This is a genomic window from Microbispora oryzae, assembly GCF_017896165.1.
GTDB lineage: Bacteria > Actinomycetota > Actinomycetes > Streptosporangiales > Streptosporangiaceae > Microbispora > Microbispora oryzae.
Genome location: NZ_JAFCNB010000020.1, coordinates 1 through 14,536, shown reverse-complemented (window position 1 = coordinate 14,536; position 14,536 = coordinate 1). Strand labels below are relative to the sequence as shown.

At 68.6% G+C, this 14,536-nt stretch carries 12 protein-coding genes and 2 pseudogenes; 7 read left to right on the top strand and 7 right to left on the bottom strand.

Translation table 11 applies throughout. The features are described 5' to 3' along the window. Nucleotides 1–6 precede the first annotated feature (6 nt). Both JOL79_RS27165 and JOL79_RS27160 read right to left on the bottom strand, forming a co-directional pair. Complete coding sequence (locus JOL79_RS27165; protein WP_210158740.1) at nucleotides 7–1,323, bottom strand: PD40 domain-containing protein; 1,317 nt, start codon at nucleotides 1,321–1,323, stop codon at nucleotides 7–9. Beyond that, a complete protein-coding gene (locus JOL79_RS27160) occupies nucleotides 1,323–2,087 on the bottom strand; it encodes a hypothetical protein (protein WP_210158739.1) in 765 nt (254 codons plus the stop codon). The genes JOL79_RS27165 and JOL79_RS27160 overlap by 1 nt, the downstream gene beginning before the upstream one ends. 218 nt (nucleotides 2,088–2,305) lie before the next feature. Here JOL79_RS27160 and JOL79_RS27155 point away from each other — a divergent pair, with 218 nt between their 5' ends. Both JOL79_RS27155 and JOL79_RS27150 read left to right on the top strand, forming a co-directional pair. Next, nucleotides 2,306–2,467 carry a hypothetical protein gene (locus JOL79_RS27155; RefSeq protein WP_210158738.1) on the top strand — a complete coding sequence of 54 codons (162 nt, stop codon included), beginning with the start codon at nucleotides 2,306–2,308 and terminating at the stop codon, nucleotides 2,465–2,467. Nucleotides 2,468–2,612: 145 nt separating this feature from the next. Beyond that, nucleotides 2,613–3,152 (top strand): RICIN domain-containing protein, encoded by a 540-nt coding sequence (locus tag JOL79_RS27150; RefSeq protein ID WP_210158737.1) that lies wholly within the window; start codon nucleotides 2,613–2,615, stop codon nucleotides 3,150–3,152. Between the two features lie 208 nt (nucleotides 3,153–3,360). On the opposite strand, the gene JOL79_RS35625 is transcribed toward JOL79_RS27150, so the two are convergent. The 3 genes and pseudogenes from JOL79_RS35625 to JOL79_RS27135 form a co-directional block, all read right to left on the bottom strand. Continuing rightward, entirely contained in the window at nucleotides 3,361–6,438 is a 3,078-nt protein-coding gene (locus JOL79_RS35625) for a helix-turn-helix transcriptional regulator (protein ID WP_210158736.1), read from the bottom strand. 54 nt (nucleotides 6,439–6,492) lie between these two features. After that, nucleotides 6,493–6,591 (bottom strand): annotated as a pseudogene (locus JOL79_RS27140) (class I tRNA ligase family protein); the annotation flags it as partial. A gap of 40 nt (nucleotides 6,592–6,631) precedes the next feature. Next, nucleotides 6,632–7,294, bottom strand: a complete 663-nt coding sequence (locus JOL79_RS27135; RefSeq protein WP_210158735.1) for a TetR/AcrR family transcriptional regulator — start codon at nucleotides 7,292–7,294, stop codon at nucleotides 6,632–6,634. A gap of 127 nt (nucleotides 7,295–7,421) precedes the next feature. On the opposite strand from JOL79_RS27135, the gene JOL79_RS27130 reads away from it, so the two are divergent. The 4 genes from JOL79_RS27130 to JOL79_RS27115 all read left to right on the top strand — a co-directional run bounded on the left by JOL79_RS27130 (nucleotide 7,422) and on the right by JOL79_RS27115 (nucleotide 11,329). Then, a complete protein-coding gene (locus tag JOL79_RS27130; protein WP_307848755.1) occupies nucleotides 7,422–8,858 on the top strand; it encodes an aldehyde dehydrogenase in 1,437 nt (478 codons plus the stop codon). Nucleotides 8,859–8,875: 17 nt separating this feature from the next. After that, nucleotides 8,876–9,898: an aldo/keto reductase gene (locus tag JOL79_RS27125; protein WP_210158733.1), complete on the top strand. Its 1,023-nt coding sequence runs from the start codon at nucleotides 8,876–8,878 to the stop codon at nucleotides 9,896–9,898. Nucleotides 9,899–9,913: 15 nt separating this feature from the next. Then, on the top strand, nucleotides 9,914–10,315 hold the full coding sequence (locus tag JOL79_RS27120; protein WP_076438604.1) for a carboxymuconolactone decarboxylase family protein: 402 nt from the start codon (nucleotides 9,914–9,916) through the stop codon (nucleotides 10,313–10,315). Nucleotides 10,316–10,393: 78 nt separating this feature from the next. Then, on the top strand, nucleotides 10,394–11,329 hold the full coding sequence (locus JOL79_RS27115) for an esterase/lipase family protein (RefSeq protein WP_210158732.1): 936 nt from the start codon (nucleotides 10,394–10,396) through the stop codon (nucleotides 11,327–11,329). Here the strand turns inward: JOL79_RS27115 and ltrA are convergent. Continuing rightward, nucleotides 11,278–12,747: a group II intron reverse transcriptase/maturase gene (gene ltrA, locus JOL79_RS27110; protein WP_210158731.1), complete on the bottom strand. Its 1,470-nt coding sequence runs from the start codon at nucleotides 12,745–12,747 to the stop codon at nucleotides 11,278–11,280. The two genes, JOL79_RS27115 and ltrA, sit on opposite strands and share 52 nt — an antisense overlap. A gap of 521 nt (nucleotides 12,748–13,268) precedes the next feature. Continuing rightward, a pseudogene (locus JOL79_RS27105) lies at nucleotides 13,269–14,057 on the bottom strand (IS5 family transposase). Nucleotides 14,058–14,211: 154 nt separating this feature from the next. On the opposite strand from JOL79_RS27105, the gene JOL79_RS27100 reads away from it, so the two are divergent. After that, nucleotides 14,212–14,409 carry a tyrosine-type recombinase/integrase gene (locus JOL79_RS27100; RefSeq protein ID WP_307848767.1) on the top strand — a complete coding sequence of 66 codons (198 nt, stop codon included), beginning with the start codon at nucleotides 14,212–14,214 and terminating at the stop codon, nucleotides 14,407–14,409. Nucleotides 14,410–14,536: the final 127 nt, after the last annotated feature.

The window sequence follows — 14,536 nt, the reverse complement described above, 5'->3', positions numbered from 1 at the left end:
CAGGCATCACACACACCCGGGGAACCGCACCTCTTTCAGGTCTTCCGGGACCAGAGCAGGCAGCGGCTCGGCTTCCCCGGTCTCGATGTCGATCCGGTAGTAGTGGCTGGGCCCGTAGCCGTAAGTACTGATCACGAAGGTGTCCGCACTGGTCCAACACTCGACCCTATGGGGCCTCACGGTTGTGGGCAGCCGCATGCTCCGGCGACCTGTGCGCCGGCCGTACCGCGTGAAGCGATTCTCATCAGAGCCGACGTCGATCCACGTCTTCCCGTCGGGCAACGGGCCCACGTGGTCCGAGTCCTCTGTGCTGAACAGGACGGTGCCACTGAGATCGACCGCCCGGACACCCTCCGAGTCATCAATCAGCAGGGCCCGCCCGCCCGTTAGCCAGCCGTACAGTGTCGACTCCGGCCCGAGCCCCGGGACACGCCGCCGCTTGCCGTCCCAGACATACAGTTTGTCTTCGGAAGTGAACGCGAGGCGGCGACCGTCCGGAGAGAAATACAGTCCGTTGTCCGACGCATCTGCCTTCGAGATCCTGCTGATCTTTCCCGACGGAAGGTCATACACGACGACCTCGCGCTTGCTCCGGCTGTGGTAGGCCAGCTTCCGGCCGTTCGGGCTGATCTCGAGGTCGCTCGGAGTGGCGTCCTCGACAAGCAGCCGTTGGTCCGACTCAGTGATGACGACCCAGTAGCTTCCCTCGGTGAGCCCGGTTACCGGCGTATCGACGCGGTAGGCGTACCGGATCGTGGCCTGCATAGGACCGCGCAATGGATTGAGCTCCGAAAAGGTGAGGGCGACGGAGGGGGCGCGGTCTCCGTGCTGTCCGAGCGGAGCAACCAGGGCCGAGCAATAGGCCACCATGAGGACAAAGGCGACAAGGCAGATAATCAGGGCACCGCACCCGGCGCCATTTCGCCCGGGCTCCCGCTCGGCGACCGCAGGAAGATCCTCCGTCATTGCCCGTAGCGTGCCGGCGAGAGCCGTGCCATCGGTGCCCAGAGCACGAAGCCCTTTCTCGCCCGCCCGCCGCACGGCTCTTCTACTTCGCCCACACAGATAGGCGGTCTCCTGCTCGGTCCAGCCGTCATGGTGCAAGGCGACCAGGACGGCACGCTCCAGATTGGAGAGTCCCGTTCCCCAGCCCGGATCGGGCCAGGCGCGGAAGGGGCTGAGATAGGACCGATAGAGCGAGAAGAAGGCGTCCTTCGTGCCTTCTCTGTCGCGCAGCGCCTTCTCCGCCATGTGCCGGGCATACGGCGTGCGTCCGCCCAACAGCGACGCCGTACGGCGGACCTGCTCGTACCAGTCCGACATCAACGGACCTTCCCGAAGACGATTGAGTCGGAGTATGGGATGCCAGTCGAGATGAGCTCGCCCGTTCTGGCGTCGATGGCTATGTAGTCGCCCTCATCCTCGATATCCGCCTCTCGTGCGACCAGGGTGTCGGCGCCCGCCCACTGGAATTCGCTGAGTTCAGAGGGCAGGACTCGCACCCGCCGCCCGGTTGCGGTCTCGTACACCGAAGTCGGCTCCCCGAAGTCGATGTACCACCGCAGGTCTGCGGACATGTCATGGGGGCGCTCCTCCTCCGACCGGAAGCGGGTCGCCGTGCCGTCGAAGCGGATGGCGTCGATCGAGACATCGCGACCATCGCAGCCCGCGCTGCCCATCAGGCTGTCGCCGGTCAGCCCGTAGGCCCAGCACACCTGGTTGAGTGTCCTCGTCCGGCCCGTCTCGAAGTCCGTGACGAATGTCCGACGGTTCTCCCTGGTGGACACGGCGAAGTGGCGGCTGTCGGCGGAACTGGCCACCGAGGTGATTGCGACGATCTCCTCAGGGGTGAGGCGTGGTGTGATCGGGCGGGTGAAGCCGGAACGGAGATCTTTGGCGAGGTAGCGGAGCTCCCTCACGTCCAAGTAGGCGACGCGGTGTCCGTCCGGGGTGATCTCGATGGGGATAGGGTCGGTGTCGAACATCGACTTAGAGCGAGCATGGCTGGCGGCCGTACTGAGTTCGATATCCATGCCGAATGGCACGTGCAGTTTCCACCCCACGCAATCGATCACCGTCCCGGCCACGGGCCCGGACTCGAATCGGTCGCTGGGACACGATGTGGGCTCGCCGTACGTGACCGCCTGGATATTTCGCCCGAACGCCCCCTGACAGGCGGCCAGACCCACGAAGACCGCGGCGATGCCTGTCCATCTACGGATGCGTCTCCAACGCGAGAGCCTCGCCCACGGATGTGCCACAGCAAACAGTGATACACAGACGCGATCACAAACGGATCAAGCTCATGGTGGCCGACGTTGTCGTCACCGTTGTCGTCACCTCAGCCGTGGCGCTCAAGAACCTCGATGGCTTGCAGTACGTCGGTAACCACGTGGTCAGCCTGGTGATCGGCGGCGTACGCCACGACATCGCCGATCTCTGCAGATTTCTTCTGAAGAACCTCTGAGCTAAGGCACCGCGGCGACCAATCTGAGGTGCCTCACCGCCTCAAGATAAGGCTGTCACCCTAACCGAGCGCCCTACCTTAGCAAGTACGTTTACTTCTGCCGCGAAAAGCCGGAAGAAAACAGATCTAGAAACGGGGCCAGAAAATGTTCAGAATTTCACTTTTCCTCAAGAAGGCCGCCATCACCGTCGCCACGGGTGCGCTCGCCGCCGGAATGCTCGCCCTCGGTGCGGGCGCCGCGCACGCGGACAGCGGCCTGGAATACCAGATATTTCCCGTCTCCAATCCCTTCCTCTACCTGAATGTCAGCGGCGGCTCGAAGGGCGACGGCGCGAAGATCATCCAGTACGTTGTCAGCGGTGACAACGATCTCTGGTATTTCCGGGCCGTCAACGGCCACACGGAGATCGTCAACAAGCTCAGCAACAAGTGCATGGCTACCGACGGCGTCGAGGGTCACCAGCTCTTCCAGTGGTACTGCGAGGGCACGCCCGGCCAGCTCTGGGACATCGGATTCACGTCCGGCATCGGCGGCCCGTCCCTCGTCCCCGGCACGATCAAAAACCCCGCCAGCAACCTCGTCGCTGACATCGCCGGCGGCAGCATCACGTCCGGCGCGGCCGTCATCGGCTACCACTACACCGGCGGCACCAACCAACTTTTCAACGCCTTGAACAACTCCTAGCCGCCCACCTCGCACACCGACCAGGGCCGCCACGTCACCACCCGTGGCGGCCCGTTTTCGACCGGCCGACGGTAGTGCGACAGCTCAACGACCGCGGCACCCGCCGGCTCGCCGCTCACCGCTCACAGACCGGCGGGTCGGCTGGCCGCGCCGGCTCTGCAGGTGATCGGATCGAACCGGACCGGCGACAGCGCCGGTCCGGCACCGGTCAGCTCTGCGCGGTGATCAACCGGTACGCAAGGGCGGCGGCCTCGACACGACGGCTGACGCCGAGCTTTGCGAGGATGTTGGAGACGTGGACGCTCACGGTCTTCGGGCTGATGAAGAGGGTCGTGGCGATCTGGGAGTTCGAGCGGCCGTCGACCAGCAATCGGAGCACCTCCCTTTCGCGCTCGGTCAGGCCGAGATGCGCGAGCGGGTCGGGGTTCTCCGGCTGGGCCGCGGGTCGCCCGGCCCCCTGTGCTCCGGCGTGCGACGCATTCTCGTCGGGGCCTCTTTCATCGTGGCCCTGCCCACCCGCTGCCGTCTCATTTCCCGCGGCTTCGCCGTCGTCGCGCTGGACGAGGGTGAGCCGTGCCCGGCGGGCCAGCGCCTCCGCCTCCCGCGACAGCGGCAGCGCGCCCATCTCGGCGGCCAGCCGTACCGAATCCTGCAGGGCCGTGGTGGCGGCCTGCCGGTCGTTGGCGGTGCACAGCGCCTCGGCCAGTCGCAGCAGGCAGTACGCGAGGAGGTACGGCTCACCGACGGGCCGCCAGGCGTCGACGGCCACGCTCCATTCCTGAACGGCCGGCGTCTCGGCCAGACGGGCACGTTCGGCCGCTGCCGCCGCGGCATAGCCCCGGTACGCCGACATGAGGGTGGGCAGCGAGTCAGCGATGGCGGCCAGGCCGTCGACCAGGGCAACCATGGCGGCCGCGTCGGAATCGGGCACACGACGATCACGCGCCAGAATCACGCGATCCACCGCGATCCGGGTGCCCAGCCAGACCAGCGGCCATGAATAGCGGGCTGCCCCCACAGGGGGCGTGGCTCTGAGCGCCTCCATGGCGGTCGTGGCAGCGGTGTCCAGGTCGCCGGCGAGCCGATGGCACTCCACAATGGTGAAAGTCAGGGAGAGCCGGAACTGCCAGTCGATCGAGGCGCTCACCAGCTGCGCCGCCCGGCCGGCGAGCCGTTCCGCGTCTTCACGCCGCCCGGCCAGGGCGGCGAGCTGGGCACGGAAGTCGAGCAGCGTCGCTGCGAAGACACCCTCCGGCTCACCCCGCAGCGCCTCCACTGCGGCGTGCTCGGCCTCCTGCCAGCGGCCGGCCCGCAGCATCGGCTCGGCCATGTTCCCCGTGATCCACGCGCCGAGCGTCCTGCTGGTGCCGGTCCGTGCCGCCAGCTCCAGGCCCGCCTTCGCCGCCTCGATCGCATCCTGATGACGGCCGAGCAGTTCCAGCAGGTCGCTGTGGTTCGCGTGGCCGCGCAGCGTCGTTTCCGCTGCCCCGATCTGCTCGGCGAGCCGCAGGCCCGCCCGCAGCGTCGACAGGCCGTTCTCGGCGTCTCCCTGGTAGGCGTGGGTGACGCCGAGCGTGATGAGAGCCTCGGCCTGCTCGGTTTCAGCTCCGACGGCGGAAGCGACGGCGACCGCGTGCTCAGCGGTGGCCTGCGTCCGCCTCCAGGAGTTGCCGCCACGCATCAACGTGTTCGCCAGTGAGGTCAAGACGGCGGCGTGGGCATACGTCCACGGCTCGGCGGGCAGCAGTTCCTGAGCCGCCTCCAGCACGGCCAGGCTTTCCGCTTCCTTGCCCAGGTCCCGAAGCGCGCGTGCGCGGCGCTCCATCAGCAGCGCCCGGCGAGAGGCCGAGCTGCCCTCGCCCAGCTCAGCCAATGCCTGGTCCAGCAAGGACATCGCCCGGTTCGCGGATCCGGCGTTATACGCGGCATCGGCGGCGGAGGTCAACACCTCGATCACGTCGGTGCCTGTGAGCGTCGTGGCATCCGGTACCCGAGGCCAGATCTCCAGCGCCCGCTCCAGGTGCTTGAGCTCCTCCGCCGGCGCGTACGCCGAGGAGGCCTCCGCGGCGGCAAGCAACGCCGGCAACGCCGAGGGGAGATCGAGGGCTGCGAGCCAGTGATGGGCCAGCGCGGCCGGAACGAGGGCCCCCTCGGGCGCGAGTCGCGCGTCGCCCGACAACGTCCGCGCGAAAGCGATGTGCCAGCCGGCCCGCTCGCCGGGCAGCATGTCGTGATAGACCGCGTCGCGCGCCAGCGCGTGGCGAAACGTGTAGCCCTGCCCCGCCTCGTCCACCAGCAGCAGATGGTTCTCCACCAGCTCGCGCAGCGCCGTGAAGAACGCCGGCGGCTCCATGCCCGTTACGGCGGCCAGCAGGCGCTCCGGCACCTGCCGCCCGGCGACGGACGCGGCTCGCAGCAGCCGTTGGGCCACCGCAGAACGCACCTCCACCCGCACGAGCAGCAGGTCGCGTAACGAGGGGGAAAGACCTTCGGGGTCACCGCCGTCACGCACCACTCTCACGACTTCCTCGACCAGGAACGCGTTGCCCTCGGAGCGGTCCACGACAAGGTCCAGCAGCTCAGTGTCGGCGCGGCGGCCGAGGATGCCCGCGACCTGAGCGGCCACCTCATCGGGCCGGAACCGGCGCAGCTCCAGGCGATGCACCTCGCGCATCCGCTCCCATCCGGTCAGCAGCGGTCGCAGCGGATGGCGCCGGTCGATCTCATCGGAGCGGTATGTCGCCACGAACAGGACCGGAGCGTCGCGCAGCCCCCTGACCAGGAAGGCCAGGAGTTCCAGGGTGGACTGGTCCGCCCATTGCAGATCCTCGATCACGAGCAACAGCGGTCGCGACGTGCTGACCCGTTCGATGAGCCCCAGCACCAGCTCCGGGAGCTGGGCACCCTGCCCCATCCCATGCCCCGCGCCTGGAACGGCCGAGGGATCCAGGCTCGGCAGCAGCTGGGACAGCGGACCGCGAGCCGGCCCCAGCCAGTCGTCCAACTGCTGCGGCGAAGCCGACCGTGCCAGCATGCGCAGGGCCTCCACCAGCGGCGCCAGTGGCAGGCCTTCCGGCCCCAGCTCCACGCAGTGGCCCCACAGCACATGCAATCCCGCCGCGGCCTGCGCGGCCTCCTCGACCAGCCGCGTCTTGCCTACCCCGGCCTCGCCGCCCACCAACACAAGGCGCACGGCGCCGACGGCGACTTGTGCCGCCTCGCGCGCGAGACTGGCCAACTCCTCCTGGCGCCCCACGAACACGGGACTCGCCACAATGTCGCGCATATTGGACACAGTCGAATCTAAGCTTACAGATGGCGCACCCGCTCTAAGTTTCGCTCACACCTCCTCGGTCACCATCGGCAGGAACGGCGCGAACAGCCGCAGCAACACGTCAAGCGCCCGCCGCAGGGCCGCGCGTGCGGAGGCCGCCGCGGCGGCCGAGTACGTCCGGCCGGTCCGCTGAACCGGGGGCGGCTCACGCTCGGGCGAGCAGACCGGCGAGGGTGGTCTGCAGGATCTCGCCGTACATGGTGGCGAAGTCCACCCGGGAGCCCGCGAGCCGGGGGTCGGACGTGGCCTCGACGATGGTCGGGGTCGGGTTGCTGAACGACCACAGGCCCACCAGCGCGACGACGGCGTACTCCGTCAGCGTGAGAGCGTCACCCGCGCCGAGGGCCGGCACCCGCTCCCTGACCAGCCCCGCCAGCCGGGTGCGGTGCTCCAGGTCGGTGAACTTGTAGGCGCGCACGGTGCCGGCGGAGACGTTCCGCTCCAGGACGGTCGGCAGCAGGCTCCACAGCTGGCACAGGACCGGCCGGGCGGCGAGCGAATCGGCCCAGGCCCGCATCACCTGGTCGGGCTCGCACGGCGCGGCCGGCCACTCGTCCGCCAGCGCGTCGAGCCAGGCCAGCCGGAGCCTGGCGAGCAGCCCTAGGAAGACGCCCTCCCGGCTCTCGAAATAGCGCACCACATGCGTCTTGGACACCCCGAGCCGGCGCCCCAGCTCCCGGAGGCTGATCTCGTCGGCGGGCATCTCGGCCAGCAGCGCCTCCGCGGCGTCCAGGATCTCCTGCTTGCGGAGCTCCCGGTGCTCGGGCCGCCTGGCCCGCTGGAAGGACGGCGCCTCCACCTCGTCCATCGAACCTCCTCGCGCACCGCGAATCATGGCAGCTCCCACATTAGCGGTCCAACGGACACTTGATACGTGTCCACTGGACCGCTATAGTCATAAAGGTCCGATGGACACCTATATGAGGAGTATTTCCGTGATCACTTACCCGAACCTGTACGTCGGCGGCCAGTGGGTCGCCCCGGCCACCGCGGACGTCCTGGAGGTGCGTTCCCCGCACGACCGCTCGCTGGTCGGGACCGCGCCGCACGCCGCCCCCGCCGACGTCGACCGGGCGGTCGCCGCCGCCCGCCGGGCGTTCGACGAGGGCCCCTGGCCCCGGATGAGCCCGCAGGAACGGAGCGCCGTCGTGGAGCGGTTCTCCAAGCTCTACGCGGTCCGCGCCGAGGAGTTCGCGGCCCTGGTCACCGCCGAGAACGGCTCGCCGCTGTGGTTCACCCGCTGGACGCACCTGCAGTCCCTCCCGGAGATGACGGAGGCGTACGTGCGCGCCGCCGCCGCTCTCGGCTGGGAGGAGGAGGTGGGCGCCGTCGGCGACGCCACGACGCGGCTGCGCCGGGAACCCGTCGGCGTGGTGGCGGCGGTGATCCCGTGGAACGCCCCACACCAGTCGGCCCTGGTCAAGCTGGTTCCCGCGCTGCTCGCCGGCTGCACGGTCGTCCTGAAGGCCTCCCCCGAGACGGCGCTGGACGCCCTGGCGCTCGCCGATGTCTTCGACGCGGCCGGGCTGCCCGAGGGAGTGGTGAGCATCCTGCCAGCGGGCCGCGAGACCAGCGAGTACCTGGTCGCCCACCCCGGCATCGACAAGATCGCCTTCACCGGCTCCACCGCGGCCGGCCGGCGCATCGCCTCCGTCGCCGGGGAGCAGCTCAAGCGGGTCAGCCTGGAGCTGGGCGGCAAGTCCGCCTCGATCATCCTTGAGGACGCCGACCTGACGGCGGTCGTGGCAGGCCTTAGGGCCCTGTCGCTGGGCAACAACGCCGAGAACTGCGTGGCCCACACCCGCATCCTCGCCCCGCGCAGCCGCTACGAGGAGGTCGTCGCGGCGCTGGCCGCCATGATGGAGGACGTCCGGGTCGGCGACCCCTCCGACCCCGAGACCTTCATCGGGCCGATGGTCCGCGCCGACCAGCAGCAGCGGGTGCGTTCCTACATCGAACTCGGCGTCGCCGAAGGCGCCCGGATGGTGACCGGCGGACTCGAGACCCCTGACGGGCTGGAGGGCGGGTACTACGTCCGTCCGACGCTGTTCGCCGATGTCGACAGCGACATGCGGATCGCCCGCGAGGAGATCTTCGGCCCCGTCCTGGTCGTCATCCCGTTCGACGACGAGGACGACGCCGTCCGCATCGCCAACGACTCCGAGTACGGCCTCGGCGGTGGCGTGTGGGCCGCCGACCGGGAGCACGGCATCGAGGTCGCCCGCAGGATCCGTACCGGGTGGATGACCGTCAACGGCGCCGCCCCGACCTACGACGGCGCCTTCGGCGGCTACAAGAGCAGCGGCATCGGCCGCGAGTTCGGCGTCGCCGGCCTCGCCCAGTACGTCGAGTACAAGACCATCGCCGCCTGAGGACCAGGAGGACCATCATGCGCGAAGCCCGTGTCACCCTCGGGCACACCGACATCTCCGTCCGGCCGATCGGCCTGGGCTGCATGGGGATGTCCCAGTTCTACGGCGACGCCGACGAGGCGGAGTCCGTCGCCACGATCCATGCCGCCGTCGAGGCCGGCATCGACTTCTTCGACACCTCCGACATCTACGGCGCCGCCGGCGCGGCCACCGGCCAGTCCCAGAAGGGCTTCGGCCACAACGAGGAACTGCTCGGCCGCGCCGTGCGCGGCCTGCGCGACCGGGTGGTCCTGGCGACCAAGTTCGGGGCGCGGCCCTCGGAGGAGGGCGGGGTGGTCTACGACGGCCGCCCGGAGTACGTGGCCGCCGCCTGCGAGGCCAGCCTGCGCCGCCTCGGCGTCGACCACATCGACCTCTACTACCTCCATCGCCACGACACCACCGTGCCGATCGAGGACACCGTCGGCGCGATGGCCGAGCTGGTGACCGCGGGCATGGTGCGCGCGATCGGGCTCAGCGCGGTCGGTCCGGACATCCTGCACCGGGCATCCGCCGTGGCGCCGATCTCGGCCCTCCAGAGCGAGTACTCGCTCTGGGCCCGCGAGGTGGAGCAGGAGGTGCTGCCCGCCTGCCGCGAACTGGGCATCACCTTCGTCCCGTACAGCCCGCTGGGGCGGGCCGCGCTCGCCGGCCGCTTCACCAGCGAGACCTCGTTCGACGGTGACGACTTCCGCTCGACCCTGCCCAAGTTCCACGAGGAGAACTTCGCGGACAACCTCCGCCTCGTCGAGGGGCTGAAGGCGTTCGCCGGTGAGCGCGGACACGCCCCGGGCCAAGTGGCCCTGGCCTGGCTGCTCGCCCAGCCGTACGACATCGCGCCCATCCCCGGCACCAAGCGGCCGGAGTACGCGCGCCAGAACGCCGCCGCGACGGCCGTTCCGCTGAGCGCGGACGACGTCGCCCACCTGTCACGCCTGTTCGACCCCGCGCGGGTGCGCGGCGGCCAGTACGGCGCGCTCAACGCGCACCCCCAGCACTGATCCGGAAGGAACCACATGACCGACACCCAGCGGGAACCCGGCTACGAGGCCGCGCTCGACACCGCCGCGCACCTGCTCGGCAGGAGGCTGGAGCCGTTCCTGGAACCCGGTCCGGGCGAGCCGGCCAACGCCGCCGACTTCATGCGCCTGGCCACCCGGCACACCTTCGGCGACGCGTGGCCGCGCACCGACGTCCTCGACACCCGCACCCGCGCCCTCGTCTCCGTGACGATCGCCGCGACCCTGGGCACGCTCGAACCGCTGCGCGGGCAGCTGCGCATCGCGCTCAACAACGGCGTCACCCCGGAGGAGATCGTGGAGGCGTTCGTGCACATCGAGGCGTACGCCGGCGCGGCCCGGGCCTTCGACGGTTACCGCGTCGCCCGGGAGGTCTTCCAGGAGGTTCACCAAGCGTAAGCCCGTTGACGGGGGCGGCCTCATGATCGACGCCGACAGGGACCAGAAGAATGTTCTCTTCGGCTGGAGGAGCTCCGGATGAGGATCCGCGGGGTCGTCGCCTGGCTGGCGGCGTTGTCGGCGGTCGTGGCGGCCTGTGTCCTGTGGGCGCCCGCCTCGTGGGCGGGGACGCACAAGTACCGGCCCGTGATCTTCGTGCACGGTTTCAGCGGGTCGGGCGCCCAGTTCGAGACGCAGGCCAGGCGGCTGACCGGCAACGGCTACCCGATCGGCCTGATCGAGTCCCACGACTACGACTCCCTGTTCCAGATCAACACGCGCGAGCAGGTGTACGCGGGCCTGGACGCGCGGACCGACCGGCTGCTGGCCGCGTCCAGGGCCGACAAGGTCGATCTGCTGACCCACTCGCTGGGGACCGGCCTCATGCAGGAGTACCTCCGCAGCAGCCCGCAACGGGCGGCGAAGGTCGCCCACTACGTCAACCTCGACGGCTCCAGCTCGGCCGACCAGCCCGGCGGGGTGCCCACGCTCGCGGTGTGGGGCGAGGGCTCGCCGGACCGGCAGGTCGGCGGTGCCGTGAACGTCAGGTTCCCCGACCAGTCGCACACGCAGGTCGTGTCGTCGGAGGAGACGTTCGCGAAGTTCTTCGAGTTCTTCACCGGGCGGCGGCCCCGCACGACCGACGTCCAGGAGGAGCGCGGCAACATCCGGCTGTCCCGACCGCTGGCCGGACTGGGAGGATCACGGCCTCGTCTTCCCATCCCTGCGCGGCACACCTATGGAACCGGACGCCCTCCGGCGAAGCTGGGGAGCGATCCGGAAGGCTGCCGGGCTCGGCGACATGCGGTTGTTGAGTCGGCCCGGGGCGCGGTGTCGGGATTGCTCTCGATCCGTTTCCCCGGGCCGCTCGCCGAACCCGCCGTGCCGATCTCTCGGCAACGGGCTCTCCACGGTCTCTGCCGTCAGGCGGGGTTCGCAGGAGGCCAGGGGCTTGGGATCTTGGTGCCCCGGTAGGCGTAGCGGGAGACCGTCACGCCTTGGAGCCGGAAGTACTCGACCCCGCCTGCGGCGATCACCCACCGGCCTGTGCCGGTCTTCAGGTGACGGCGCAGTTGCCCCCAATTCCAGCCGTGACGGGCCCGCAGCATGTGGGCGAGTCTCCACCAGGTGAAGGTGTCCAGCTTGCTGAAGGTCCATTTGGCCACGGCGTGTTTGAAATAGTTGGCCCATCCGCGCATGATCTGAGCGAGCCTTTTCAGCACGGATGCGAAGTCCTGCTGCGATGTCCTGTGTGTCAGGGCACGGATCTTCGCCTTCACCGACCGCAGCGGGCGCTTGGCGATGAAGGTGTAGACGTACCACGTGTTCGTGCCTCTCATGCGTTTCCACCGGATGCGGAAGCCGAGGAAGTCGAACCCGTCGCCCATGTGGACCACTTGGGTTTTGGCTGGTGACAGCCGTAAGCCCAGCGGTGCCAGCACCTCGGCGACGTCCTCACGGAGCATTTCGGCGTCTTCACGCGAACCATGCACCACGATGACGAAGTCGTCGCAGTAGCGGATGATCCGCCACGTCGCTCGCCCCTTGGAGCGCCGGTAGGCGCGCTTACCCTGAGTCGACATCGACCCACCGCTCTTCCATGGGTCCATCACGTGCTCATCGAGCACTGACATCGCCACATTGAAGATCAACGGGGACAGAATGCCGCCCTGCGGCGTGCCGGTGTAGGCGTTCCGGTGCACGCCGAGTTCGGTGAGGATCCCGGCCTTGAGGAACGCCTTGACCAGCGCCAGAACACGCTTGTCCTTGACCCGTGTCCGCACCCGATCCATGAGGGCCGAATGTGAGACCGAGTCGAAGGCCGCTTCGATGTCGGCATCCAGCACCCAGCGGTACCCTCGGGTGCCGAAATGGTGAATCTCCGCGATCGCATCATGGGGCCGCCGCCTGGGCCGAAACCCGTAGGAGACCGGCAGGAAGTCAGCCTCGAAGATGGGTTCCAGCACCAGCTTGAGCGCCGCCTGAACGACCCGGTCCGCAATCGTCGGTATACCGAGCGCGCGGACCTTTCCCGACCCGCCCGGCTTGGGAATCACGCGCTCCCGCACCGGTAGCGGCCGAAACGAGCCGTCCTTGAGGGCGGCCCGCAGGTCATCCAGGAATCCCGGAACGCCGATCCACTCCTCGACCTCGGCGACCGTCAGGCCGTCGACGCCGGGCGTGTTGGCACCCCGGTTGCCCGCGACACGGTCGAACGCCACAAGGAGCGTCGCCGGATCGTGCACAAGGTTGAACAGGTCATCGAACCGGCGGCCAGGATCGGCCGCCGCCCACTGGTGAAGCTTGGCCTGCATCTCCGATACCCGCCGCCGCGGTCCCACCGGGACCACCTCTGGCCAGGCGTCCTCGTTCGAGAACGCATCTTTCGGCATTGCAGCCTCCAATCACTTCTCGAAACCGCTGCCGCCCTTCCCCATGTGACCAGCTCTCCCGGACTCGGAGTACTACGGCGGCTCCGCCCCGCCCCGGACCGATCAACGGTCGATGCGCCCAGCCCCACCACCTCCGCTGGATACGGAAAGCAGGGCAAGATCCGGAACGGTTCCCGTGTTCACCGTGATTCGCTCGACGGAGGAGGAGCCCGACTATGCCCCTGCGGCATCGCTGCGAGTACGCCGCAGACCTTCCTCGCAGCCTCCCCGACGGCTCATGCCCACCGCCGTAAGAGTTCCCCGCCACCCTCGGCGACGGGTACGCACCGCTTCCAGCCCATATCCACCAGGTTTCGAGCTGGCGCCTAATCAAGGGGATGTCACACGCCGGTTCCTCGCGTACTCCTTTCCGTCCCGCTTGCCGGACCCGGACCATCTGGCAGTACTAGCCCGTCCCGGCGTTGTCAGGGCTGCTCCCACCCTTGCCGGCATCACCCGGCTTAGAAGTCCTAACAGAATGATCAGCGAGTGAGGCGTCGCCAGCAGATAATGGCGGCGGCGAGGGTCATGAAGGCCTCGTGGATGTCGTCGCGGATCTCCCAGCGGATGCGCAGGCGCCGGAACCAGTGCAGCAGCGCGATCGTCTGCTCGATCACCCACCGATGCACGCCGAGGCCGGAGCCGTGCGGGGTGCCCCGGCGGGCGATGACCGGTTTCACTCCCGTGGCCCAGACCATGCGGCGGTACTTGTCGTGGTCGTAGCCCCGGTCGGCGTACACGACCGCGGGTCGCCTGCGCGGCCAGGCCTCGCCGCCCCCGGACCGGGGGAATGGCCCGCAGCAGTGGCATGAGCTGGGTGACGTCGTTGCGGTTGCCGCCGGTCAGGCTGAGCGCGAGAGGGACGCCGTTCCCGTCGGCGATGACGTGGTGCTTGGAGCCCGTCTTTGCGCGGTCGACCGGGCTCGGACCCGTTTTGGGCCGCCCTTCAGCGCCCGCACGTGGGAGCTGTCGATCACCGCCTTGGACCAGTCCAGCTTGCCCGCGGCGTGCAACTCGGCCAGCAGCAGTTCGTGCAGCTTCTGCCACACCCCGGCGGCATGCCAGTCCCGCAGCCTGCGCCAGCAGGTCATCCCCGAACCGAAGCCCAGTTCCTGGGGCAGGAACTCCCAGGCGATACCGGTGTAGAGCACGAACAAGATGCCCGACAAGACCTTCCGGTCGTCCAGACGCCTACGGCCCGGGTGATCGGCACGACGTGGCACGACCGGCAACAACGGCTCGATCCGCGCCCACAACTCATCCGAGATGATCCACGGTGGCTGTTCGCCCTTCCTCACGCCGTGATCAACCTGCAGGCGATCAACCGTATTCCTAGATCATTTTGTTAGGACTTCTTAGGCTGCCCTCAGCTCCACCGCCCCGCTGCGACGGGGTCAGCGGTGAAGGTCTTTCACCTCCACTCGAATCAACGGCGCCTCACGGCGCACTCACGACCTCCGCCACACCTGCGTGAGCCTCCTGCTCGACCTCGGCGTCCCACCGCACATCGTCCGGGACATCGTCGGCCACTCCGACATCGAGGTCACCATGACCATCTACGCCCACGCCTCCCTCGACGACAAGCGCCGCGCCCTCGGCAAGCTGGGCGAAGCACTCAACTAACCTCGGGCTTTCGCGGCGAATTTGAGCGGGCTTGATCGTTTACATGAGAAAAGTGCCTTTGAGCTGGGAGGATTGGGCTTGTCTAGAGTCCTGTCCGCACCAGTTCAGAAGGCACTTTCCACGTGAA